The sequence below is a fragment of the Sphingomonas aquatilis genome (genome assembly GCF_014196115.1).
Lineage (GTDB): Bacteria > Pseudomonadota > Alphaproteobacteria > Sphingomonadales > Sphingomonadaceae > Sphingomonas > Sphingomonas aquatilis.
In genome coordinates this window covers 536232-560535 of sequence record NZ_JACIDB010000001.1, presented here as the reverse complement: position 1 = coordinate 560535, position 24304 = coordinate 536232, and the positions used below count along the sequence as shown (strand labels likewise).

General features: G+C 67.1%; 17 protein-coding genes and 2 pseudogenes. 3 read left to right on the top strand and 16 right to left on the bottom strand.

The annotated features are described in order from the left end of the window. Nucleotides 1-134 precede the first annotated feature (134 nt). From GGR47_RS02560 to GGR47_RS02550, 3 genes are all read right to left on the bottom strand, one after another. Nucleotides 135-1052 (bottom strand): FecR family protein, encoded by a 918-nt coding sequence (locus tag GGR47_RS02560; RefSeq protein ID WP_244304921.1) that lies wholly within the window; start codon nt 1050-1052, stop codon nt 135-137. A gap of 65 nt (nt 1053-1117) precedes the next feature. Beyond that, entirely contained in the window at nt 1118-1678 is a 561-nt protein-coding gene (locus GGR47_RS02555; RefSeq protein ID WP_244304922.1) for a sigma-70 family RNA polymerase sigma factor, read from the bottom strand. Nucleotides 1679-2104: 426 nt separating this feature from the next. Beyond that, entirely contained in the window at nt 2105-2803 is a 699-nt protein-coding gene (locus GGR47_RS02550; protein ID WP_147034838.1) for a pirin family protein, read from the bottom strand. 113 nt (nt 2804-2916) lie between these two features. On the opposite strand from GGR47_RS02550, the gene GGR47_RS02545 reads away from it, so the two are divergent. After that, the gene (locus GGR47_RS02545) at nt 2917-3846 is read left to right on the top strand and encodes a LysR family transcriptional regulator (RefSeq protein WP_147034808.1); all 930 of its coding nucleotides are present in this window, start codon (nt 2917-2919) and stop codon (nt 3844-3846) included. A 275-nt stretch (nt 3847-4121) separates the two neighbouring features. Here the strand turns inward: GGR47_RS02545 and GGR47_RS02540 are convergent. The 11 genes and pseudogenes from GGR47_RS02540 to GGR47_RS02490 all read right to left on the bottom strand — a co-directional run. Next, nucleotides 4122-4286, bottom strand: a pseudogene (locus GGR47_RS02540) (DUF1427 family protein); the annotation flags it as partial. Nucleotides 4287-4340: 54 nt separating this feature from the next. Continuing rightward, nucleotides 4341-5176: pseudogene (locus GGR47_RS02535) on the bottom strand (alpha/beta fold hydrolase). A gap of 38 nt (nt 5177-5214) precedes the next feature. Continuing rightward, nucleotides 5215-5463 (bottom strand): cysteine hydrolase family protein, encoded by a 249-nt coding sequence (locus GGR47_RS02530; RefSeq protein ID WP_147034809.1) that lies wholly within the window; start codon nt 5461-5463, stop codon nt 5215-5217. Nucleotides 5464-5831: 368 nt separating this feature from the next. Beyond that, nucleotides 5832-7010: an alginate lyase family protein gene (locus GGR47_RS02525; RefSeq protein ID WP_147034810.1), complete on the bottom strand. Its 1179-nt coding sequence runs from the start codon at nt 7008-7010 to the stop codon at nt 5832-5834. After that, the gene (locus tag GGR47_RS02520) at nt 7007-8872 is read right to left on the bottom strand and encodes a hypothetical protein (protein WP_244304923.1); all 1866 of its coding nucleotides are present in this window, start codon (nt 8870-8872) and stop codon (nt 7007-7009) included. Before GGR47_RS02520 ends, GGR47_RS02525 begins: the two co-directional genes overlap by 4 nt. Further along, nucleotides 8869-10188, bottom strand: coding sequence for an MFS transporter (locus tag GGR47_RS02515; protein ID WP_147034811.1), 1320 nt, complete (start codon nt 10186-10188; stop codon nt 8869-8871). Before GGR47_RS02515 ends, GGR47_RS02520 begins: the two co-directional genes overlap by 4 nt. A 23-nt stretch (nt 10189-10211) precedes the next feature. Next, a complete protein-coding gene (locus GGR47_RS02510) occupies nt 10212-11006 on the bottom strand; it encodes a 2-keto-4-pentenoate hydratase (protein ID WP_147034812.1) in 795 nt (264 codons plus the stop codon). A gap of 111 nt (nt 11007-11117) precedes the next feature. Beyond that, nucleotides 11118-12329 carry an alginate lyase family protein gene (locus GGR47_RS02505; RefSeq protein ID WP_147034813.1) on the bottom strand — a complete coding sequence of 404 codons (1212 nt, stop codon included), beginning with the start codon at nt 12327-12329 and terminating at the stop codon, nt 11118-11120. Between the two features lie 77 nt (nt 12330-12406). Further along, complete coding sequence (locus GGR47_RS02500; protein ID WP_147034814.1) at nt 12407-15475, bottom strand: TonB-dependent receptor; 3069 nt, start codon at nt 15473-15475, stop codon at nt 12407-12409. 213 nt (nt 15476-15688) lie between these two features. Beyond that, on the bottom strand, nt 15689-16825 hold the full coding sequence (locus tag GGR47_RS02495) for a glycoside hydrolase family 88/105 protein (protein ID WP_244304924.1): 1137 nt from the start codon (nt 16823-16825) through the stop codon (nt 15689-15691). Then, nucleotides 16822-19287: a glycoside hydrolase family 3 protein gene (locus GGR47_RS02490; RefSeq protein WP_147034816.1), complete on the bottom strand. Its 2466-nt coding sequence runs from the start codon at nt 19285-19287 to the stop codon at nt 16822-16824. The genes GGR47_RS02495 and GGR47_RS02490 overlap by 4 nt, the downstream gene beginning before the upstream one ends. A 127-nt stretch (nt 19288-19414) precedes the next feature. On the opposite strand from GGR47_RS02490, the gene GGR47_RS02485 reads away from it, so the two are divergent. Next, nucleotides 19415-20320 carry a DUF4861 family protein gene (locus tag GGR47_RS02485; protein ID WP_147034817.1) on the top strand — a complete coding sequence of 302 codons (906 nt, stop codon included), beginning with the start codon at nt 19415-19417 and terminating at the stop codon, nt 20318-20320. A gap of 94 nt (nt 20321-20414) precedes the next feature. Then, nucleotides 20415-21131 (top strand): FadR/GntR family transcriptional regulator, encoded by a 717-nt coding sequence (locus GGR47_RS02480; protein WP_147034818.1) that lies wholly within the window; start codon nt 20415-20417, stop codon nt 21129-21131. Here GGR47_RS02480 and uxuA read toward each other — a convergent pair whose 3' ends face one another. Continuing rightward, nucleotides 21132-22310, bottom strand: a complete 1179-nt coding sequence (gene uxuA, locus GGR47_RS02475; protein ID WP_147034819.1) for a mannonate dehydratase — start codon at nt 22308-22310, stop codon at nt 21132-21134. Continuing rightward, the gene (locus tag GGR47_RS02470) at nt 22304-24199 is read right to left on the bottom strand and encodes a glycoside hydrolase family 2 protein (RefSeq protein WP_147034820.1); all 1896 of its coding nucleotides are present in this window, start codon (nt 24197-24199) and stop codon (nt 22304-22306) included. The genes uxuA and GGR47_RS02470 overlap by 7 nt, the downstream gene beginning before the upstream one ends. Nucleotides 24200-24304 lie beyond the last annotated feature (105 nt).

Genomic DNA, 24304 nt, shown 5'->3' with positions numbered 1-24304 from the left:
ATATCCGTTCTTCACGTCGTCCCCCCATGTCCAGAAGAGCATGAATGCTATTGCGCATCATTCTCATTCATTGAGTAGACGAACGTCGCCGGGGGATTTTCGGCACTTTTTATCCGATGGTGGAAAACGGTCGCTCAGCTGGCGGTGACGATGGTGACCCAGGGCGTGACCTGCCACACCGTCGCGCGATGCACTTGGCGGATGGCCGCCAGAGCCCGGTCGGGGTGACGCAGATCGTAAACGCCCGTGACGTGGCGCGCCATACCGCTCCCCCGCGCCAGGAGCAGCCCATGATGCCACGGACGCAGCGCGGCCACGACCTCACCCAAAGGACGATCGACGATCACGAGCTGGCCGTGCGTCCACGTCGCTATCGCCGATAGCGGGACGGACGATGTCACGGCACGGCCGGTCGTGCAGTCCAAGGCCACGACGTCGCCCGGTCGCATGTCGCTCGGGTCGATCGAACGATGCTCGCACGACGCCTGCACGCGTCCCTCCCGTACCGCAATGCGCGCGCCATCGTGATCGCGTCGAACCTCGAACGCGGTGCCTAGGTCGGTCACCACCGCCTCGCCCACCTGGACGCGGAACGGATGGGCGGCGTCGTGCCGGACCTCGAAAAAGCCGGTGCCGCGCAGCAGCCTGACCTGCCGTGCGCCGTCGAACGCGATGGCGCTGTCGGGCGCCAGCGTCACGCGACTGCCATCGGCCAGACGGACGCGCCGCACATCGCCGGTCTCGGTCGCGAGATCGGCACGGGCGGTCGGCAGCACGACTTGCCCGGCGAAGATCGCCGCAAGACAGGCCGCCATCGCAACCGGCAGCGTCCTCTTCCACCGGCGTGGCGCATCGGAGAACGAGGCGGGGCGATCGTGCCATGCCTGACGGAGCACATCCCCGACATGATCCAAATCCCGCCACGCCGCGTCGCACGCAGGCGCCTGCCGCCACTGCCAAAAGCGCGCTCGCACCTCGCCGTCGTCGGGACGCTCCTGCAACAGGATCATCCAGTCGAGCGCCTGGCGCCGACACTCCGCGTCTGCGATCACCCTGTCCCCGTCTCCGCGCTGAGGATGATAGGACGAGCCGCGCGCTCCCGTGTTTGGTTCGTCGGTCATTGCCGCGTCCGCTCCAGGCATTTGCGGCACCGCTCGACACCTTGCGTCACCAGCCCATGGGCGGTGGTGACCGACACGCCCAACTCGGCGGCGATCTCGCGCAGCGGGGCCCCGGATACCCGATGAAGCTCTACCGCGCGACGCATCCGGGCTGGCATCCGCGCCAATTCGGCCGTTACCAGCGCCAGTTCCTCCCGTGCCATCAACGCCCGCTCGACACTCACCGCCTCGCCGTCCGGCATATCGCGGTCGCCTTCGGGAGCCGGAAGTGTCACTTGCTCGCGTCGCCGCCGTTGGCGATATTCGTCCAATGCCAAGTTACGCACGACCCGGCTGACATAGCCGACCGGGGCGTCGATGCGCGTTCCTGCGGCTCCCTTCGACAGGCGAATCCAGGCCTCCTGAACGATATCCTCCGCCGATGCCGTATCGCCGGTCAACCGCACCGCCTCACCGATCAGTCGGCGGCGCTGACCGGCGAACAGCGCCAGAATGCGCCCGGGTCGGTCGGTCATCGGCGCCGCATGGGGATCATCGATGCGGACGAACCGCGCCACTGTCGCGATCTGCCCCCTCAACCGTCGAGGCCGAAAACCCATCGAATCCAGCGCGTAGCGATGCGCACCTCCGGAGGGCGGGCCAAGTCCGGCATGAGACGACCCGATCGTGCTTCATCGTGCGCTCGACCATAATCGCCGCAGCCTGATCGATCCCCTGCCCCGTCATAGCACCGCCCATAAGCGCAATGCTATTGCGAGTCGACAGCATCTTGCACGGCCGTGTTTAGGACGTTGTCAGTCCAGACAATTCCGCAAAGCCACGGGCCACCAAGCGATCGGATGACATATTGGCGTTTGGCCTGCGCGTCTCGATCGATGGAGCCGCATTGTTGGAAATGCCCGCGCAGCGATCAAGGCTCCACGTTCACCATCGCGCATTGGCGAGGATCGCGGTCGTTCTAACCGCATCCTCGCCAACCTGATTTAGGCAACGTCGACCAGGATCACCTCGCTGTCATCGATCGCCGTGACCCGAAGCGTCTCTGTCCGGTCGATCGCGGCGCCGTCGCGTGCGCCGACCCGCTGGCCTTCGATCTCGACCGCACCGGTTGCGGGGACGAGATAGCCGCGCCGGTCTGCGCCCAGCGAGTATTCCGCCGTCTCGCCCGCCTTCAGTGTCGCCGCCACGATCCGGGCATCGGTGCGGATCGTCAGCGCGTCCGCATCCTCGGCAAAGCCCGAGGCCAGCGTCACGAATTGCCCCGCCCGCTCGCCCTTGGGAAAGGGCCGCGCGCCCCAGCTGGGCTTGTCGCCCTTGGCGGTGGGCACGATCCAGATCTGGAAGATCTTCGTCGTCACATCCTCCAGATTATATTCCGAATGGGTGATGCCGGTGCCGGCGCTCATCACCTGGACATCCCCCGCCTCGGTGCGGCCCTTGTTGCCCAGATTGTCCTGATGCGTGATCGCGCCTTCGCGGACATAGGTGATGATCTCCATGTCGCGGTGCGGATGCGGCGGAAAGCCGGTCTTGGGGGCGATCGTGTCGTCGTTCCACACGCGCAGATTCCCCCAGTTCATTCGGGCGGGATCGTAATAATCGGCGAAGCTGAAATGGTGCTTGGCGTTCAGCCAGCCATGATCGGCACCACCCAGACCAGCAAAGGGACGAACCTCGATCATCATCTATCTCCTTGAAATCGGGCGGATCAGCCCGTCTGTTGTCCCGGATATAGGCCTTGCCGACATGCCTGCTCAGTGAGATAAATCAGGCATAAACGTTCGATGGACTTGAAATGGCGAACCCCGGCTTTCCGACCTTCGACCAGATCAAGATCTTCCTGGCGGTGGTCGATACGGGCAGCTTTGCGGGGGCGGGCCGGCGGCTGAACCGGGCGGTGTCCGTCATCAGCTATGGAATCGCCAATCTGGAGGCGCAGCTGGGCGTGCGGCTGTTCGACCGCGAGGGGACCAAGAAGCCGGTGCTGACGGTCGAGGGCCGCGCCGTGCTGGCCGAAGCGCGCGCGATCGGCGAGGGCGTGGACGGGCTGCGCGCCAAGGTGAAGGGGCTGCTGGAGGGGCTGGAGGCCGAGGTCAATCTGGCGGTCGACGTGATGCTGCCTGCGCCCCGGCTGGGATCGATCCTGCGCGCGTTTCGCACCGAATTTCCCACCGTGTCGCTGCGCCTGCATGTCGAGGCGCTCGGCAGCGTGACTGCGATGGTGCTGGACCAGACGGCGGCGATCGGCATTTCCGGCCCGGTCGCGGCGGGGATCGAGGGGGTGGAATGTATCGGCGCAGGTGCGCTGCCGATGGTGCCCGTCGCGTCCCCCGATCATCCGCTCGCCCGGATGGAGCGCATCCCGCCGGGCGCGGGGCGCGATCATATTCAGCTGGTCCTGACCGATCGGTCGCGCTTCACCGAGGGGCGCGACTTTTCGGTGATGAGCCCCAGGACCTGGCGGCTCGCCGACCTGGGCGCCAAGCATTCGCTGCTGCGCGAGGGGATCGGCTGGGGGAATATGCCCTTGTCGCTGATCGAGGCCGATCTGGCGACGGGGGCGCTGGTCCGGCTGCATATGCCCGACCATCCGGGCGGCATGTATCGCTTCGCCGGCGTCTGGCGCCGCGACCTGCCGCCCGGCCCCGCCGCATCCTGGCTACTCCAGCAATTCGTCGAGGCGGGCGCGGCGGATCGCGATATGCCGGGACTGGGCGAGATATGAACACCGGGCGGCTGGAGGCCTTCACCGACGGTGTGATCGCGATCATGGTGCTGGAACTGACGGTGCCGGCGGGCGGCGATCTGTCGGCCTGGTCGTAGGAAGCACATGTGCGGCTGCCCGCATTGATCACCTGGGCCTCGAGGTTTTCGTGATCGACGGTTGTGACCTTGGCGTTGACGAGGATCAGGTCGGGCATGGCCGTATTCTTATCGGTGGCAAACAAGGGGGACGCGGCGGTGGCCGCCAACCCGACAAGCGTCTGGCGGCGGGTGGCATTAGGCCATGTGGTCCGCAGCCGTGACCGTGCTGGGCGCGGCCCCGGTCGAGTGCCGCGCCACCGGCACCGCCTGCTTGCCCAGCAGGATGCCGAACAATCCGACCAGCGCGATGACCGGCGGCGCGAGCGATTTGACGTCGAGGAGGCTGTAGACGAAGCAGACCTGCTTCTAGCAAGAGACGATTGGGTTTCGTCAAACAGCCTCCCCGCAGTTCGATCAGCCGCGTACGAAGGCGAGCAGTTGGGGTTGATGACGTCGGCGTTGACGGTCAGCATTCCGTGGCTGAAACCGGGGTAGATCTTCAGCGTCGCGTTCGGCAGCAGCTTGGCCTGCAACTCCGCGCCCTGATGATAGGGCACGACCTGATCGTCATCGCCCGCCAGGACGAGCGTCGGCACGGTCATCGCCTTCAGATCGTCGGTCTGATCGGTCTCCGAAAAGGCCTTGATGCCCGCATAATGTGCCTGCGCGCTGCCCATCATACCCTGCCGCCACCAATTGGCGATCACGCCCGGCTGCACGGTCGCGCCTTCGCGGTTGAAGCCGTAGAACGGCCCGGCGGCGACATCCTGGAAGAATTGCGCGCGGTTGGCCGCGGTGCCGTCGCGGAAGCCGTCGAAGACGCTGATCGGCAGGCCGTTGGGATAGGCCTCGGTCTTGGCCATGATCGGCGGCACCGCGCTGACCAACACCGCCTTGGCGACGCGGCCCTGCGGGATGCCATATTGCGCGACGTAGCGGGCGACTTCGCCGCCGCCGGTCGAATGGCCGATATGGACCGCGTTGGTCAGGTCGAGATGGCGGGCGACCGCATCGGCATCGCTGGCATAATGGTCCATGTCATGACCTGTGCCGATCTGGCTGGAGCGGCCATGCCCACGCCGGTCGTGGGCGACGACCTGGTAGCCCTCGTTGAGGAAGAACAGCATCTGGGTGTCCCAGTCGTCCGACGACAACGGCCAGCCATGATGGAAGACGATCGGCTGCGCGTCCTTGGGGCCCCAATCCTTGTAGAAGATCTCGGCGCCGTCCTGCGTGGTCACATAGGTCATGGGTCGTTCCTTTCGCGTCTTGACGTTGAAAGAGGGGATCAGGCGTGGCCGCCTTCGAAGGCGTCGAACATCGGGCCGGAAACGCTGTTTTCGGAGACCGTGGTCAGAGTGCTCGGCGCGCCAAACGCCTTAACGGCGCGCTTGAGCAGCGCGGCGTTGTTGCGCAGCAGCTCCGGTGCGATCGCCTTGATGGCGAAAGCCATGTGCGACTGGAGATCGATCAGGAGCAGTCTGTGGTCCGTCGCCGAGAGCAGCGAGGCGCCGGGGGGCGAGGTGGCTTTCGGCATCCTGCTTTCCTTCCTGTTTTCAAGCGACTTGGCGGGTGTTGAGGGGAGAGTAGGCAGGACCGGCTTGGCGGAATATCCCGATAGTTTCAGCCTGTGCGTTCGAGAAAGTCGAATAGCTCGCGGTAGCGATCCCTGCGGCGCGGCGGGGGGGATGGCGACAGATCGTCCCGCTTCGCCAACAGCCCGAGTACCCCGTCACGGGATAACGCCAGTTGCAAAACGTCCATCTGAATGGAACCGACACGATCGCGTGTGCCGGTCATGGCATCAGCCCCCTTGTGAGGGCGATCGGCCCCCGCGCGTCAGTCGCAGGATGGACGATGGACGACACCACGTTCCTGCCACGGGCAAGCGAGCGCGCTCGACCGTCAGGCCCATAACACCGGCTGTCGCAGCGGCACGTTGCGGATCACTTCGCGGACCGACGGGATCGGCGGCAGCCGGCGCCACAGGTCGAGATAGGCGGCCTTGTGCAGCGCCTGCCCGCCGAACAGCAGGCCGACGCTGCGCACCGGCCATTGTTCAAAATATTCGACATCGTGCCGGAACGGCCAGCGCGACCGGTCCCGCATATAGTGGTAGAGGAACGCCAAGGCCTTCGCCAGCGAGCGGCCGTCGGGCGTCGTAAACTGCCACAGGTCGTCGCCCGGCGTGGACGCGATGTGTGCCAGCGCCGTCAGGGCGTCGAGATTGAACAGCGCATAGCCGAAGGGCTTGGTGCGCGCGAGTTCAAGCGGCTGCGATCCGTCGGGCGCGATCTGCTGCGGAATCAGCCGCTTGCGAAACCGCGCGGCGCATGCAGCGACGGTCGCATCGTCACCCGTCAGCCGGGCGAAGGCCGCCGCCTGCAACGCCCAGCAGGTGCCGTGATTGTTGCGCTGGTCGCGCTCGTCGATGCCGTTCGGCGACGTCGTCATCCATCGCAGATAGGCAGCGAACCACTGCCGGATCGCGGGTCCGTGCCGCAGCCTGTACCCCCCGTCTTCCAGTACCTGCACCGCGCGGGACACTTCGACCAGATGCACCGTGTCGATCACGCCGATGCCGCGTCCGGTGTTCACGCCGATGATCGCCTGCGCATAGCGCAGATCGGGGGTCATCGCGGTCGCCGGATCGACGAACCAGGCGTCCAGGAATCGTTCGGCATGGCGAGCATAGCGGGGATCGCCGGTCACGTGCCACGCCGCGGTCAATGCCGGTACGGCCAGGCTCAGCGCGATCATGGCGTCGCGATGCGCGTCGAACTTGTCCGGGTTCGACAATCCGTCGCGTCGCACATAGGCGCCGCCCGGATGCTGTGGGTCCGGCCACCAATAATCCGCTTCCGAATAATAATCGTGGGGGCCGCCCGGACTGCGCGGCGCCCGTACGGCCGTGATCGTGCGGGGGCGTCGGCCAAGCCATTGCGTCGCATCGGCCAGCACACGGCGCCGATCCGCCGGGGACAGGACTGCCGCGCCGCCGCCGCGGAACGCCCCCGCCGCGAGCGCCGGCAAGCCCCAGGCGAGCGACCCGGCGCCCGCGATCATGGCGCGCCGATCGATCACCGGTAACGGATTTCCCATCCCAGCGTGAACGGCGCAGCGATCCGTCGTGCATCCATGGCGCACGCGACCTTCGTCCGCATCGCACCGATCGGCGTGTGATAGTCCGCGTCGCCGCCCGCCTCCGCAGCGGTGCAGCGATCGAAGCCCTGCGTGGCAAAGCTGCGCACCGCCCCCTCCCCGAAGCGGAACGCGGTCGGACCGTTGCTGGGCAGCGTGGAGAAGGTGCCGAACGCCATCGTCACCCCTCGCACGTCGATGGGCGCCTTGGGGGTATAGGTATCGCTGCGGCGGATCACGCCGGGCGACACGTCGTAGCGGACGGAGACGCGCAGCCGCGGGTCGGCCTTGGGGCCCTTGCCGCCCATGCGATCGAGTTCGTCCTGCTCATAGGTGACGATGGTGTGGCGCCCGCGCGTCTCGACCCGAACGTTGCGCGCATAGGCGAGCGGCATCAGCGTCGCCCCGTCGCCCAGCGTGATCCGCGGCGTCAGCAGCGGCACGCTGCCGTCCGCCACGCCCTCCAGCATCCCCGGCGAAAACGGGATCGGGAAATAGGGATTGTGATCGTGCTGCGATTCCCCGCCGTTGATGATCGGCAGGCTGACTACGCGCGCGCCGAAGCGCCACGTCACCAGCGCCCGGTCATAACGCCCCTTGGCGAACCAGGTGACCGTGCGCTTCGGCAGCGCGGCGGCCAGCGTGTCGAAGCGCGGCGTCGGCGTCTTGTCGCGATAGCCCAGGCGGTTCCACCAGTCGTTGGTGTAGACGAACTGATGCGCGAGCGACAGATTCTCGCCCAGAATGCGGAACTTGCCCCGATAGGCATCGGTGCGCCGCCCGTCGTCCCACAAATTGACCGATCCCGTTCGGGGGTCGGTCCAGAAGGCGACGTAATGCTGCGCGGCGCTGGAGGCATAGGCATAGGCCAGGTCGCGCTCCGCGGGGGTAAGGATGCCCGTCGCCGCCGCGGCGGTCAGCACTTCGACGATCGAGGTTTCGCCATAGGGCCCCAGGCTGCGGCCATATTCGAAGCCGTGGCCAGACAGATTGACCCGCTGGAGCATGACGTCGGCCGAGCGGCGCAGCCAGCCGAGCACCTCCGCCGGTGGTGTCTCGCCGGTCTGCAGGAACCGCTGCGCGATCTCGCCGGCCAGCAGCACGCTGTAGCGGTCGAAGCGCCCCTCGCCGTCCGTCTCGTCCGCAAAGCCATAATCGCCCGAATATTCGCGATAATGTTTGACCATCGCGGTATACAGCCGGTCGCTCCCCTCGCGCGGCTCCCACCCCAATTGCGTGCGCAGCCGCGCGATGGCGAAGGCGACGCAATAATAATTGTTCGGGTGATCGATCAGGTCGTACGTCTGCGTATCGACGAAGGTCCGCCAATCGAGCCGCACCTTCAGCTTCGCGAGCGTCAACCGGTCGAACGCCCGGTCCAGCAGCCCGCGGGCACGCAGCCTATCGATCGCGGTCAGATAATAGAAGATGCCCCAACTGTCGTTCGCATCGTCCACCGTCAGCTTCGCGATGGTCCGGAAATCGGCCAGGTATCCGGGCAGCCGCGGATCGTCGTCCGGCATGTCAGCGATGAAATCGACCAATCCGATCGCGATCTTGCCGGGCAGAAACTTGTCGCTGCCGTTGAACACCGGAACACCGTCGATCCGATAGGCGCGCCCGTCCTTGGCCAGCCCGACGAGCAGTTTCTCCGCCTGCGGCTGGATCTGCTCGACGACCACCCGGTTCATCGCCACCGTACCACCGCGAAACGCGGTGAGCGCCGGCGCCGGCGCTGCCGATACCAGGCCGAGGAGCAGAACACAGGCGGCGGGACGCGCGGCCGCGCGAACGATCGCCATCATGCCGCCTCCACCCGTGCGAGGCGCGGGCTGAGCAGATGCACCACGATCACCGCGATCAGATACGTCGATCCCGCCACCGCGAAGATCGGCGTATAGCTCCCCGTCGTTTCCAGAACGTACCCCGTAAACTTCGCCATCAACATGCCCCCGATCGCACCCATCGTCCCGCCGATGCCGATCACCGACCCCACTGCCGCGCGCGGAAACATGTCGGACGGTAGCGTGTAGAGGTTGGCGGAAAACGCCTGGTGTGCCGCGGTCGCCAGACCCACGATCGCCACCGCAAGCCACACGCTGCTGGCATATTGCGCGAAGAAGATCGGCATCACGAGGATCGCGCAGGCGAGCATCGTCGTCTTGCGCGCGACATTGGCCGACAGGCCGCGCTTCATCAGCCGCGACGACGACCAGCCCCCCGCGACCGACCCGATGTCCGAAATCAGGTAGATGACGATCAGCGGCGGCCCGAAGCTCTTGAGATCGAGGTTGTAGGTCTTGCCGAGGAAGTCGGGCGTCCAGAACAGGAACAGCCACCAGATGGGATCGATCAGGAACTTGCCGATCGCGAACGCCCAAGTCTCGCGGTAACGGACGATCTTCCGCCACGCGATGGGCTGCGCCGGGTCGGCGGGATCGCTTTCGATATAGGCCAGTTCGGACGGCGACAGGCGCGCCTGTTCGCGCGGACGGCGATAGATGGCGATCCACGCGACCAGCCAGATCAGGCTGAACAGGCCGGTGATGACGAAGGCCATGCGCCATCCCAGGCCCAGGTCGACGACGATCCACGGCACCACCAGCGGCGTCACGATCGCGCCGATGTTCGCCCCCGCGTTGAAGACGCCGGTCGCCAGGGCGCGCTCCTTGGCCGGGAACCACTCGGTCACCGCCTTGATCCCCGCGGGAAAGTTGCCGCTTTCGCCGATCCCCAGCACGGCCCGCGCCAGCGAAAACTGGAAGGCGGAATGGACGAAGCCGCACAGGATGTGGCCCACCGTCCAGATCACGAACGCGATCGAATAGCCGATCCGGGCACCCACCACGTCGACGATCCGCCCGAAGCTGAGATACCCCAGCGCATACGCCGCCTGAAACCAGAAGATGACATCGGCATAGGTCGTCTCCGACCAGCCCAGATCCTTCGAGATCGTCGGCTTCAGCACGCCGATCATCTGCCGGTCGACGTAATTGATCGCCGTCGCGGCAAACAACAGCCCGCAGATCACCCATCGATAGCGCCCGACCGTCGAGGCGGCGGCCGCGATCTGGGCGTCGCTGGATATCGTATCAGGACCAGTCCGGCCGATGATCGCCATAGTCTCTCTCCGGTAGCGGCCTCTTAATGGGCTTTGATCGTGCAGGTGACGCCGTAGCGATGGTCGAACCTCGCCTCGACCCGATCGCCGGGCGCGACGGGGTGGACCCCGGTCACCGCACCCGTCGATATCCACTGGCCGCGTTGCAACGCGATACCGCGCGCCGCCGCATGCTCGAACAGAAAGCGCGCCGCACCGATCGGGCCATCCAGCATGGTGGCGGCGGTGGCGGCGCCGACGATGGCGCCGTTGACCGCCAGCGTCACCGGCCAGGCGTTGAGGTCTGCATCCCGCCAGTCGGGGATGGCAGCACCGACGACCAGGCCGTTGTTGTTGCCATGGTCGGAAATGGTGACCATCGGCCCGTGCGCGTTGATCCCGGGAAAGGGCGAACTCGCAATCTCAATGCCGACATGCACGGCGTCGATCAGCGCGATCGCATCCTCCATGGCGTAGTGCGTCCTGGTCGGGTCGGGGGTTCCCCCGATACGCAGCAGGAACTCCGCCTCCGCCGCGCCGAAGCCATCGGCGTAGATCGCCATCGCCGTCGGTGGGTCTGTCTCGGTGACGATCGTATCCGCAAAAATCGGTCCTGCGAGACGGTCGACACCCTCGACCGGGGGATTGATCCGCCCGACCTTCCATCCCGCGACGGTGCCGGTCGCGATCCCGATCGCCCGATCCTGCACCCGATAGGCGGTGGCGAGATCTGGCGGCATGGCGCCGGGAAACGCTGGCAGCATCCGCGCTGTGCGGCGCGCGTCAACGAACGCGCGGGCGATCGCATCGATGGACATCGTATCCGACGGCGACGTCATGGCTCTAACGGCCCTCCCCATTCTACTTGTTGTACGACAACCTATGGGGAACCGGTGTCATGCGCAAGCGCTTCCCGACAGGTGACGGCGGTTGCCCGATGCCCTCGCGGGTCACATGCCGGCTGCAGCGGATGTGGCGCTAACCGGTCCGCTGGACCGATAGGTCAGGGCAAAGGGATATCCGCGCGCCGTGGCCGCATAGGTGCCGGGCCAGGCCTGGCCGGCGCGCACCAGCAGTGGCTCCAGAATGCCGGGCTCGGGTTTGATCTCGCGATAGGGCCATTGCGCCATCCGGTCGCGATAGGCGGCCAGAAACGCGGTGGCGCTGCGCAATCCCCTGCCCTTCGGGTCCTGCCAATGCCAGATGTCGATCCCCAGGCACTCGCCCAGATCGGCGACGTCATAGGCCGGCGTCAGGGCATAGATCGAATAATGGAAGCTGCGCGTACGGGCGAGTTCCGCCGGCAAACGACCATCGGGCATGAACTGCGCCGCGATCCGCCGCTTGGGAAAGGCTTCGATGACGCGCCGCGCGACTGCGGGGCGACGCGCGAACAGCGCATAATGCGCCAGTTGATTGTCGAACCAGATGCCATGATTGTTCTTCCCGGCCTGCTCCGCCCGCCCGTTGCGGCTCGACTGCATCCAATCGACGTAGCGGCCGAACCAGGTTTCCAGCGCGGCGGTGTCCGCAGGGGTCAGCACCTTGGCCGGCGCGATCAGGCCGATCGTCTCGACCACCGGTTGAAAGGCATTGGTGTCGAGCACCCCTTCCGCCCGGCCATCTTCGCGCCCGCGCACGGCCTGCGCGAAATTTGCATTGGGGTTCATCGCCGTCGCCGGATCGAGGAACCAGGTGCGGATCGCCCGCGCCGCACCCGCGGCATAGCGCGGATCGTCGGTGTAGAAATACGCCAGACCCAGGGCCTGCACGTCACCGCTCATCCGCCCCATCGCGGTCCGGTCGTAGCGGTTGCCGTCGCGATCGGGATTCACCTCACCGTCGCGGCGCACATACGGTCCCTTGGGATTGGACGGATCGGGCCACCAATAAGGCGCGATGCTCAGATAGTCGTGTCGATCGCCCGACGGCGGGATCGTCACCTTGTCCGTCACCGACACCAGTCGGCGCGCCAGCGCGGCCTCCGCACGCGCGATCAGTTGGCGATAGGCCTCGGCAACCTCGGGCGAGCGGCTCCGCTCGGCCTTCAGGGCGTTGAGCTGATCGGGTTGCAGCAGGAAGGTGCGTCGCCCGCCGAATGCCTGGGAAAAGCCCTCCGCGCCGCGGCATGACGCCGGTTGCGCAGCGGGCGCCCGTTCCAAAAAGGCTGCCGCCGCACCGTTTGGCGCGGCGGCAGTGACGACAAGGCCTAGGGGGAGAAATGCCTTGCCAAGCGGGATCACAGGCGCACCCGGAAGCCGAAGAAATATTGCGGTCCGCTGTTCGACACCTCGGCGATGCTGTCGTAGCCGCCCTTGTAGAAGACGTCCTTCGTGCCCGTGACGTTCAGCGCCTGCGCCTTCAGCTGCACCGTCTTGCTGATGTTGTACTGCGCGGACAGGTTCAGATACGTGCCCTCGCGCACCGACCGGTTGGTGCCGCCGTTGGGCTTGTAATAGCTCGACCGGTAGCGCGCATTGGCACGCAGCGAGAGGCCCCATTTCTCGAAGTAGACCGAACCGCTGCCCGTCCAGTTCGACAGGCCGATCAGGTTCGCCGGCTCGACGAAATTGACGATCGGGGTCGTCGTCTGGATCGGCGACGTTTCGGGGAATTCGAAATCAGCCCAGGCGCGTCCCACCGATCCGTTGACGCCGAACCCGTCCAGCGGAGAGGGCAGCCAGGTGAAGGCGTGGCTCACCGTCGCCTCGAACCCGTAGAGGTGCCGCGTGTTGAGGTCGTTGGCCGGCGCGACCGGATTGATCGTGAAATTCTGCGTCTGGCGCGGCGCGCCCGGTGTCGTGCTCGTGGTGGTGACGGTGATGTTGGTCGGGATCGGCTCCGACCGACCGATCACCGCGCCGGTGATCCACTTATAGTAACCGGCGATCGCGACCAGCGTATCCTTCGACGCATAGAGCTCCAGGCTCGCATCGGTATTCCACGCGCGCAGCGGCTTCAGGTTCGGATTGCCGGTGGTCGCGTTGAAGATGATGTTGTTCGTACCCGTGCCGGTCGACGGATTGAGGTTCACGCCCGCGCCGAAGCTTTCGATCCCGGAACGGGCGATGGCGCGATAGGCGGCAAGGCGCAGCTTGAGCTGCTGGCTGAGGTCGAACGACAGATTCGAACTCGGCAGGAAATAGCGATAATGCCCCTTCGCCGTGTTCTGCGTCAGCTGCCCCGTCGGATCCACCGCGACGGTATAGGTGTCGGCACCGGGATCGATCGTGATCAGATAGGCCTGGCGATACCCTTTGGACGTGATGCGCGTGTCGACGAAACGGCCACCGATATTGCCGCTGTACGGGATGGTGCCCGCATCGCCGCGGAAGCTTGCCATGGCATACGCGGCGTAGATGCTTTCCCGCACATCGATGTCGCTCGGGTCGCGGCCGTCCGCGGGGTACGGCAGCGCGCTGTCGCTGCCCGTGAAGGTGCGGAACAGGCAGTCGTTGTCGAACGTCGCCCAGCGCGTGACGTTGGTGCCGACGCCGCGCATGTACGATTGCGTGGTGAACGGCGCGCGGCAGTTGAGGTTCGCCGCGGTGATCAGCTGCGCCGGCGTTTGGCCGTTCAACGTCGTCAGCGTGTTGAGGTCGCTGTTGCGCGCATTGTCGTTGGTGCGATGATGGCTGCTGTAGCGCGCGCCGAACTTGAATGCGGTGAAAAAGCCTTCCAGCTCGCGATTGACGTCGAAGCGGCCCGCCCAGATCTCGTCCTTGCGGTCGGTGACGAAGCGGTTGCGCGCATAGACCGCATTGGCGGCGGTGTTGAGGAAGTTGGCCGGATCGGTCACGTCGAAATTGTCGAAGGTGACGTTGGGCACGACATCGTCGTCGAGGTAGCTCAGCGTATAGGCGACGCGATTGGTCGAGCGCATCCGCGTCTGCTTCTGCGTCTCGGTCCGGTGCGATTTGGAGAATGAGGCGTCGGCGGTGAACTGCCACGGCCCCGGCGTCCAGTTGAGGCTCAGGCCGCCCCCGATATAATCCTCGTTCCGCTGCCGACGCTCCAGCTGGTCCTCGACGAAGCTGTTGCCGCGGTAGCTGATCAGCGCGCCCTTCGAATAGCCGTTGCTCCCCGTGCCGACGATCAGCGGCTGCACGCCACGCAGCCCTTCCGTAATGCCCAGCACGTTGCGCTTTTCGAGGCTGTCACGCGTCGAATATTGGCCGTCGAACGTGATGTCGAAGTCGGGCGCCGGCCGCCACTGCACGGCACCGATCAGCGCGTTGCGCACCTCGGACGTCTGCTGCGTGCGGAAACTGCGCGAGCTGTTGGCATAATAGGTGTCGCCACGGCTCTCGCCCACGGTGGTGCCCGTCACGGCGCGCGGGCCGGTGGTCAGCGCGCAATTGGCACTGGCGCCCGCCGCGGTCAGCTGTGCCGCCGTGCCCGTCAGCAACGACGGATTGAGCGCGCTGGTATTGCAGGGCTGGAACGTGGCGTTGGCGTTGTAATAATCTTCCGGCGCGGTCGTGTCCTGCCGCTGAAAGCCGATCGACACGCCGATGTCGCCGATCCCGGTCTTGAAAACGTCGGTATAGGAAACGTTGGCGCGATAGCCGAGGCCGTCGTCCTGATAGACGTCGTCCGCCTTGGGCTGGAAATCGCCGCGAATTTCCGCCTGCAGTCGACGCTTGCCGTAATCGAGCGGCTTGATCGATCGCAATTCGATGATGCCGCCGACGCCGCCTTCCAGGAAATCGGCCTGTTGCGTCTTGTAGACGAGCACGCCGTTGACGAGCTCGGAGGGGAATTGCTGAAAGGCGACCGAGCGGTCGCCGCCCGCCGTCGACACTTCGCGACCATTGAACGTCGCGAAGCTGAGCGTCGGGCCCAGGCCGCGCACCGACAGTTCGTTGGCATTGCCCTTGAACCGATCCGCCGAAACACCCGCGATCCGTTCCAGCGTATCGCCGACGCTATTGTCCGGCGTCGCGCCGATTTCGTCGCTGACCAGTCCGTCGACGACGACCGTCGCGTTACGCTTCAATTCGATCGACGTGCGCTGCGTCGCCCGTGCGCCGGTGACGACGATATCGGCCCCCGCCTCGCCGACATCCTGCGCCGCTGCGGCAATGGGATCGGCCGGTTCCCCTGCCCCGGCAGCCTGGGCAGGCGGCGCTGCCTGCTGCACCGGGTTGGGCTGGACCGCTGGCGACGCGATGCTGGCGCTGTTCGCCTGACCGGTCGACGACGTCGATTGCGCGACGAGCGGCGCGGGCGCGAGGACGATACCCGCCGCAGAGCAGAGCAGGAAACGGCGCAGCATGGGCCGTGTCGGCGTGTTGGTCGAAAGCATCCTATCCTCCCTGCACCGGCTTCGGGTGGTTGGCCCTCCCCATTGCTACCGGTGTCAATGACTAGGATGTCATACAACTTTAATGATGGGTGTCAACGTCAGCGGAGGGCCTCTGCGAAGAAACGCCGCAACATAAACACGATAGGCCCGCCTGCCTTTCGGGCCGACACGTCGCCGGCACGGCCATGCGCTCCCATACCGGCTCGCAAAGGATCAGCGGCGGGGCGCCGCGCGCGCGAGATCGTACATCGCCGTGCCCGCGAGCAGATAGGCGCCGGAGCCGTAGAATTGCGTGTCGTCGCGATTGACCGCATCGGGTCGGTCGCCCACCTGCTGCACCCAGCCGAGCATCCCGTCGGGCTGCACCGCGCGCTGCATCGCCGCCCAGCCCCGGATCGCGGCGGGGCGATAGATGGCGGTATCGAGAATGCCGTGCCGCACGCCCCAGGCAAAGGCATAGGTGAAGAAACCGGTCCCGCTCGACTCGGGCGGCGTATCCGGGCCGTTGTCGAGGAGCGAGGGCGCCCAATAGCCATCGGGCTTCTGTAATGTGACGAGCCGCGACGCCATGTCGCGGAACAGGCGGACATAATAGGCACGGTGCGGATCGTCGGCCGGCAATACGCCGATGATCCGTGCCAGACCCGCCATCACCCAGCCGTTGCCACGGCTCCAGAACAGCTTGCGGCCATGCGCATCGCGGCGGTCGAAGAAGCGGCTGTCGCGAAAGAACAGGCGTTCGCCGGGATCGTAGAGATAGTCGGCGGTGGCGCGAAACTCCTCGTGAACGAAGGCGGCATAGCGCGGGTCGCGCAGCGATCGGCCCAGGTGCAGCAGCGTCGGCGGCGCCATGAACAGTGCGTCGCACCAGCACCATCGCGCGGTACAGGCGGAATCGCCGCTGCCGGGCTGGCGCGGCACGAAGGCGAGGTCGCCACGCGGACGATGCGCGAAGACGTTGTCGAAATAGGCCTTGGCGGGATCGAGCGTCGCCGCACCGGCACCGTGGCGCGACGCCCATTCCCACACCTGTGCGATCAGCTGGTCATCGGCATGGAAGGGGTTCGCGCCCAGCTGCCAGCCTTCGCGGCGGCCGAGCGCAAGGACCGGCGCCGTATAGCGCGGATCGCGGTCGGCCAGCTCCGTCAGTGCCAGCCAGAAGGTCGCCTGCTGCCAGTCGCGCGGATTGCGCGCGCTGGCACGGGCCGCGGGCATGTGATCCAGGCTGTCCTTGTGCGCCAGCTGCCAGTCGGCGACGCGGCGGGTCGATGCCAGGATGGCGTCCGGTTGCGGCATTACGGGCTGCGCCGCAGCGGTGGCCATCAGCACGACGGGGGCGAGCGGCATCATGGGCATTGGACCTTTCCCTGAATGGGGTTCAATTCGATCGACGACAGCGCGACGCGCATCGCGCCCGTTGTCGTCAGCGCGAAGGGGGCGGTGATGCGCCGCAGGTCGGCGCCCGCCACGCAGCCGAGCGGCACGCGCAACGTTTGCCAGCCCCGCCCGGCGAGACCGGCGATCGCCCGTGTCGCATCGATCCGGCCGGTACAGCCGGCGCCGCAGCGCATCTCGATCGTCACGGGTGCGCTTGGTGCCGCATCGACGCGCATCGCGATCGTCAGGGCAAGCGGGCCGTCGTGCGACCAGTCGGCGGCGCGGGGTTCGGCGAGCAGCACGGTGCCGCGCCCCCGCCCGCTCCACGTTGCCGCGATGGCGTCTTCCTGGCGATCGCGATCGATCGGCCGCACGGCGATGGAGCCGTTATCCGCCATCCCCGTCACCGTCTGCGGGCTGTCGTTCGCGCCATCGATCCGCACCAGTCTGCCGCGCACGCCGCGGCCGCCCTGGAACAGGACGCCGACCGGCGATCCGCCCCCTTCGTCGACCCCCGACTGCTCCGACACCGGCCGCCAGGCGACCCGGCTGCGATAGGTCAGGCCATATCCGAACGGGAACAGCGGCCGATAGTCCGCATCGCCGACGTTGAGCGGCTCACCTTTCGCATCGCCGGGCCAGGAGAAGGACAGACGCCCGCGGAAATCGGACTTGCCGAACAGCACATCGGCGACGCCGCCGCCCTCCGTACCCGGCAGCCATGCCGCGACGAAGGCATCGGCCGCATTCAGATGCCGATTGACCCACAACGGCCGCCCGGACAGGAAGACCGCCACCACCGGGATCCCCGCCGCTTTCAGCCGCCGGATGATCGCCAGCGAACCATGCGGATCGTCGAACAGGAGGTCCGCTCGGTCACCCTGGAATTCGGCATAGGGGTCTTCCCCGAACACCACGATCGCGGCATCGGGTCGCGTGGCATAGCGACCCTCGGCGTCGATGGTCGCCTGACCGCCGCCCGCGCGCACCGCCGCGACGATCCCCTCTCCGATCGTTTCGGCGTGGGGGAAGCGTTCGCGCGTCGTGCCCACGCCCTGCCACGTCAGCGTCCAGCCGCCCGACTGTTTGCCGATATCGTTCGCGCCGTCACCGGCAACCAGCACGCGGGCGGACGGCGCCAGCGGCAGCACCCCCTGGTTCTTCAGCATCACCAAGGATTCACGCACCGCCGCGCGCGCGACCGCGCGATGGTCCGGCGAACCGAGCAGATCGAACCGGCCAGCAAGAGTGCGCGAGGATGGACGCCCCGCCTCGAACAGTCCGGCCCGCAGCTTGACGCGCAGGATGCGCCGCACCGCATCGTCCAGCCGTGCCATCGGCAGCCGGCCCGATCGCGCCGCCGCCAATGTCGAGGCGTACAGCGCCTTCCAGCTTGCCGGCGCCATGTACATGTCGAGCCCCGCCGCCATCGATGCGGGGCAGTCGGTCGGGGTGCAGCCCGGCACCTTGGCATGGCCGTCCCAGTCGCCCACGACCAGGCCATCGAACCCCCAGCGCCGCTTCAGCACGCCCGTCAGCAGGTCGCCATTGCCGTGCATCTTGATGCCGTTCCAGCTCGAAAAGCTCGCCATCACCGCCTGCACGCCCGCGTTCAGCGCGGCCCGGTACGGCGGCGCGTACAGCCGGATCAGCGTCGCCTCGTCCACCCGCGCGTCGCCACGGTCGCGGCCGTCCTGCGTCGCGCCATCGGCGATGAAATGCTTGGCGGTCGCGATGACATGGTCGCCGCGCAGCCAGTCCTTCGCGCCCCTCCGCCCCTGCAACCCCTCGACGTAGGGGCCGGCGTAGGAGGTGACGAGCGCCGGGTCTTCGGAGAAGCTTTCGTAGGTGCGGCCCCAACGATCGTCGCGCGCGACCGCCAGGGTCGGCGCGAATGTCCAGTCGAGGCCGGTCACGCGCATCTCCCGCGCGGCGACGGCGCCGATCCGCCGGACCAGCGCCGGGTCGCGCATCGCCCCCAGCCCGATATTGTGCGGGAACAGCGTCGCACCGACGATATTGTTATGACCGTGTACCGCGTCGCTCCCCCACATCACGGGGATGCGCGGCAGCGAACCCTGCGGCCGCATCGAGGCATCGTAATAGGCGTCGGCCGCCGCCAGCCACGCGGACGCCGGCGCATATTCGTCCCCGCCCGGCGACGAACTGCCGCCGTTCAGGACGCTGCCGAGATGATAGGTCGCGACGTCCTGCGGCGTGGTGCTGGCGATGTCGCCCTGGATCGTCTGCCCGACCTTCTGCTCGATCGACATGGCGGCAAGCAGTGCCTCGACGCGCTGCTCCAGCGCCGCATCGGCGTGCGGCGGGGCGACCGTCGGCCAGTGCGCCGGATCGATAGCGTGGGGGCCCTGCGCCGAGGCGGCAATCGCGAGGGGCGATGCCAATGCGGCCAATCCCAGGATGTTGCGCCACATCGTCACTCTCTCCCACGCGCCGTGTCGTTGCCGGCTTGGGATCCCTCTTTCCTTTTGAAAGGACAGCTGTCAATCATGTTGTCACACAACCTGCTCCCGCAGGTGTCATCTTGCGAAGGACCGCGTCATGGCTCGCCCGCATTTGCCCCTGCCCCGTCGATCGATGCTCGCCGTCCTCCCCCTGCTCGTCGCCGCCAGCCCGCAGCCTTCCGCGCCAGCGACCGACGCGCCGCAGGCGGCCGTCGTCTTCGCGCCCTATCGCCACGACGATCTGTTGTGGGAGAACGACCGTACCGCGCATCGCATCTACGGCCATGCGCTGGAGGCGGCAGAGCCCCCGTCGAGTTCGGGGATCGACGCCTGGGGCAAGGCGATCCGCGCGCCGTTCATGGATCGCCAGCTGCGCACCGGCGATCAGCATGCCGATCATGGCGAGGGGCTGGACTTCTACGATGTCCATGGGTCGCGCGGGGCCGGCGGCCTCGGCATCTGGTACGACAACAAGCTGTGGACCTCGCGCAACTTCATCCGCCACCGCATCCTCAGCGCCGGCCCCAAGGTGGCGGACTTCGCCGTCGATTATGCGCCCTGGCCCGTCGATGTCGTGCGCAAGGTGTGGGAAACGCGGCGCTTCACCTTGCCGACCCGCACGAATTTCACGCGCATGACGTCGACGTTGCAGTCCGACACGCCGGCGCCGCTGACGGTCGGGATCGGCATCGCCAAACGCGCCACCGACGGCAAGCCCGGCAGCTTCGCGGCGAATGCGAAGACCGGACGCTTCACCTGGTGGGGCGCGACCAACCCCAAAAAGGGGACGATGGGGGTCGCGCTGATGGTCGATCCCGCCGCGATCGCCGGCGTGACCGAGGATTACGACAATTACCTCGTGCTGGTGACCGTGATGCCGGGCAAGCCCTTCGTCTATTACATGGGGGCCGCCTGGGATCGCGGCCCCGATATCCACGACCGCGCGCAGTGGCAGGCGTATGTCGATGCGCAGACGCCGAGCTTCCTTCCCTCGGCGCGCTGACGTGCTACGATCGGTGGCGACATCCTGCCCGGCCGTTGCCGTCCGCCCGCGCGCGGATGGCGTGTCCGGCCCCTCGAGAGACCACGCCGCCGCCATGCCGATTACCAAAGCCGCCTCGCTCGCCGACAATCTGGTGCAGAAATTCGAGCAGCTGATCGAAGCGGGTCAATTGAAACCCGGCGCGCGCTATCCCACCGAAAAGGTCATCACCGAGGAATTCGGCGTCAGCCGGACGGTGGTGCGCGAAGCCTTTGCGCGTCTGGCGGCGCGCGGTCTGCTCGTGTCGCGGCGCGGGTCGGGCGCCTATGTCGCCGACAATGCCCTCTACCGCGCCTTCCAGGTCACGCCCGACGAGGTCGCCGCGATCGAGGACGTGCTGAAGCTGCTGGAAATGCGCATGGGCTTCGAAACCGAGATGGCGCATCTCGCAGCGGAACGGCGCACCGACGACGACCTCGCCGCCATGCGTGTCGCGCTGGATGCGATGGAAGCGAGCCACGATGTCGACGGCTCGGTCGCGGCGGATACCGCTTTCCATGCCGCGATCGCGCGGGCGACGGGCAACGTCTATTATACGCGCTTCACCGATTTCCTCGGCGTCCGGCTCGTCCCCTCCCGCCGCCTGTATCTGCTGACCGACGACCCCGCCGTCCATTCGGTCTATGCAGCGTCGATCAACCGCGATCATCTCGCGATCTATGCCGGGATCGAGGCACGCGACACCGCCCGCGCCCGCAAGGCCGCGCGCGCGCACATGCAGAAGAGCTACGAACGCTACAGCGGCCTCACCGCGCGGCTCGGCGACGACTGATCACCGCGGCATCGCGTCCGCCAAGGCCGCGATGCCGCGCTCCAGCCCCCGCAATTCGGCAAGCCCCCGCATCCGGCCCAGCAACGAATAGCCCGGATTGGTCTGCCGGCCCTGGTCGTCCAGGATCTGATGCCCGTGATCCGGCCGCATCGGGATGCTGCGCCCCGCCGTGCGCGACAGGCGATGCACCGCTGCGATCACGGCCACCATGTCGGCATTCCCCTCCAGATGCGCCGCCTCGTGGAAGGCGCCATCCGCCTCGCGCTCGACCGAGCGCAGGTGCAGGAAGCCGATCCGCTCGCCCAGACGCTCAACCATGCCGGGCAGATCGTTGTCGGGCCGCACGCCCAGCGATCCGGTGCAGAAGCACAGACCGTTCGCCGGGCTCGGCACCGCGGCGAACAGCGCCGCCAGATCCGCCTCGCAGCTGACCACGCGCGGCAGGCCGAACAGCGGGAACGGCGGATCGTCGGGATGCACCACCAACGTCACGCCAGCCGCTTCCGCCGCCGGGCACACCGCCTGCAGGAAGGCGACATGGTTTGCGCGCAGCTGCTCGGCGTCCACCCCGTCATAGGTGGCCAGCGCCGCCCGGAACGCATCGGTGTCGAAATGCTGCTCGCTGCCCGGCAGCCCGGCGATGATCGTCCGGTCCAGCCGGTGGCGCTCGTCGGGCGACATGGCGTCGAACCGCGCCGCCGCCGCCGCCAGCGTGCCCACGTCATAGTCCAGCGCCGCGCCGGGCCGCCGCAGCATATGCACGTCGTATGCGGCAACGGCGACATGCTCGTAACGCAGCGCCAGCGCGCCGTCGGGCAGGCGATAGGCCAGATCGGTCCGCGTCCAATCGAGCAAGGGCATGAAATTGTAGGTGACGACGCGGATGCCGCACGCGCCCAGATTGGCAAGACTGGCGCAATAGGCGTCGATCAGTGCGTTCCAGTCGCCCCGCCCGGTCTTGATCCCCTCATCGACCGGCAGGCTTTCCACCACGTCCCAGCTGAGGCCCGCGGCCGCAATTGCCGCCTGCCGCGCGCGGATCGCGTCGCGCGTCCAGACGGCACCGTTCGGCACCTCGTGCAGCGCGGTCACCACGCCCGTCGCACCGCATTGGCGGATATCGGACAGCGTCACCGGGTCTGCGGGGCCGAACCAGCGCATCGTCTGCGTCATCAGCATGGCGCGTGCTCCGCGCCGACGCGGCCCGTGCAGGACGCCACGTCCCGTGCCGCATAATACTCCGCCAGTACGGCAAAGGCCTGCTTCCTTTGCCCCTTTTCGGACACCAGCCCCTTGCGGTTCCAGCCCTGCTGGAATCCGTTCTGCCGGCGCGGCGATCGGAAATCCTTCAGGATCCAGGGGGACAGGCCGGCCAGCGTCGGCATGTGTTCGGTCATGGCAAGCGTCGCACGATAGTAAGCAGCTTGAAACTCCTCGGAAAACTTCTGCGGCGCGGCGCGTGTGTCGTGAAAGCCCGCCTTGGCACCGGCGCCGAATTCCGACAGCACGAGCGGCCGGTCCGCCGGCACGCGCCACAGCGTCTTCGGCACGACGGACAGCGCGTCATTGCCATACCATCCCGTATAGGTGTTGACCGCCATCACATCCAATGTCGCGGCGAGTGGATCGTCCAGCGTCATCACCGGGCGGCCCGCCTCGGTCGTGCGCTTGACCAGCAGGGCGGCACTGAGCAACCGTGTGTCATCCAGCGCGCGGATATCGCCGACCAGCGTGCCGAGGAAGCTGTTACGCGCATCCGTCACCGGCGTTTCGTTGGCGACGCTCCAGATCGCGATCGACGCGCGGTTGCGGTCGCGCCGGACATTGTCCGCCACCATCCGCCGCGCGGTTGCCAGCGTTGCCGGATTGGCCCAGTCGATCAGCCAATAGACGGGCACCTCGCTCCACACCAGCAGGCCCAGTTCGTCCGCCAGCCGCGTCGTCACCTCGGCGTGCGGGTAATGCGCCAGCCGCACGTAATTGGCGTGCAGCCCCGTCTTGGCCTCCATCAGCAGAGCGCGCGACGCGGCGCGCGTCATGATGCGCGCCGGGTTCGGCCCGAATTCCTCCTCGTGCAGGCTGATCCCGCGCAGGAAGATGGGCCGATCGTTGAGCAACAGGGTCGCGCCGCGCACCGCCAACGTGCGAAAGCCGACACGGTCGCGCCACCGATCGTCGCCCGCCGTGACCGTGACGTCATACAGCTGCGGCCGATCCGGCGACCAGCGTACCAGGCTGCGCGGCACGGGCAGTTCGGCATGCCAATTGCCCGCGGCATCGGTGCGGCCACGGATGCGAACGCCCAGCGCGGCGATCCCCAGCGTCACCGCCTGCCCGCCCGCGCGCTGCCCATCGAGGTGGATGTCAGCCGCGATGCGTCCCGTCCGCGTCAGCCGTACCCAGGCATCGTCGACATAGGTTTCCGGCGTCTCGATCAGCCGGACGCTGCGGGTGATCCCGCCATAGGTTTCCCAATCGGTGACGGGCGGCGGCACGCTGGCCGGCGTGGCGGTGGAATCGACGCCGACCGTGATCTGATTGTCGCCGTCGCGCAGTGCAGCGGTGACATCGAAGGCAAAGGGGGTGAAGCCGCCCTCATGCTGGCCGACCGGCCGGCCGTTCAGGAACACGCGCGCCGTGTAATTGACGGCACCGAAGCGCAGGAACACCCGCTTGCCGGGTGTCGGATGAACCACGACGTGGCGCTGATACCACATCAGGCCCTGGTAGTGACGAAGCTCGGCCGCATGCGTCAGCCAGCTGCCGGGCAAGGTCGCCACCGGCGCGCGATCCATGTCGAATTCGAACGCGGCGCGGGTATCGCGGCGCATCGTCTCGCCGACATCCACATCGGCCCAGCGGCGATCGCTCAGTCCCGGCGCGCCGCCGTGGAAGCCCGAAAGCCCGGCGCGATAGGGGTCGACCGAATAATGCCACGCCCCATCCAGATCCACACCGGCGCGCAGATCCGCAGCGGCCAGCACCGGCCACCCCTCGCCCGCTATTGCCTGGGTAGGCTGTTGCGCCGCGCCGCCGGTGGGCAGGACGAACAGCGCCGCGGCCAGCATCGTCGCGCGTGCTCCAACGCCGGGCCGTGGACCGGCATCCGCCGGCCATCGACGCCGGGGTCCGACGCGTCCGCGTTCCGCGCCCCACCCTGTCGCCGTACCACG

What these genes read in the sequence shown, in the direction of transcription:
- GGR47_RS02550 (WP_147034838.1), bottom strand. Translation starts at nt 2,803, where the DNA reads ATGATCGAGGTTCGTCCCTTTGCTGGTCTGGGTGGTGCCGATCATGGC.
- GGR47_RS02545 (WP_147034808.1), top strand. Translation starts at nt 2,917, where the DNA reads ATGGCGAACCCCGGCTTTCCGACCTTCGACCAGATCAAGATCTTCCTG.
- GGR47_RS02530 (WP_147034809.1), bottom strand. Translation starts at nt 5,463, where the DNA reads ATGCCGAAAGCCACCTCGCCCCCCGGCGCCTCGCTGCTCTCGGCGACG.
- GGR47_RS02520 (WP_244304923.1), bottom strand. Translation starts at nt 8,872, where the DNA reads ATGATGGCGATCGTTCGCGCGGCCGCGCGTCCCGCCGCCTGTGTTCTG.
- GGR47_RS02515 (WP_147034811.1), bottom strand. Translation starts at nt 10,188, where the DNA reads ATGGCGATCATCGGCCGGACTGGTCCTGATACGATATCCAGCGACGCC.
- GGR47_RS02510 (WP_147034812.1), bottom strand. Translation starts at nt 11,006, where the DNA reads ATGACGTCGCCGTCGGATACGATGTCCATCGATGCGATCGCCCGCGCG.
- GGR47_RS02500 (WP_147034814.1), bottom strand. Translation starts at nt 15,475, where the DNA reads ATGCTTTCGACCAACACGCCGACACGGCCCATGCTGCGCCGTTTCCTG.
- GGR47_RS02495 (WP_244304924.1), bottom strand. Translation starts at nt 16,825, where the DNA reads ATGATGCCGCTCGCCCCCGTCGTGCTGATGGCCACCGCTGCGGCGCAG.
- GGR47_RS02490 (WP_147034816.1), bottom strand. Translation starts at nt 19,287, where the DNA reads ATGTGGCGCAACATCCTGGGATTGGCCGCATTGGCATCGCCCCTCGCG.
- GGR47_RS02485 (WP_147034817.1), top strand. Translation starts at nt 19,415, where the DNA reads ATGGCTCGCCCGCATTTGCCCCTGCCCCGTCGATCGATGCTCGCCGTC.
- GGR47_RS02480 (WP_147034818.1), top strand. Translation starts at nt 20,415, where the DNA reads ATGCCGATTACCAAAGCCGCCTCGCTCGCCGACAATCTGGTGCAGAAA.
- uxuA (WP_147034819.1), bottom strand. Translation starts at nt 22,310, where the DNA reads ATGCTGATGACGCAGACGATGCGCTGGTTCGGCCCCGCAGACCCGGTG.
- GGR47_RS02470 (WP_147034820.1), bottom strand. Translation starts at nt 24,199, where the DNA reads ATGCTGGCCGCGGCGCTGTTCGTCCTGCCCACCGGCGGCGCGGCGCAA.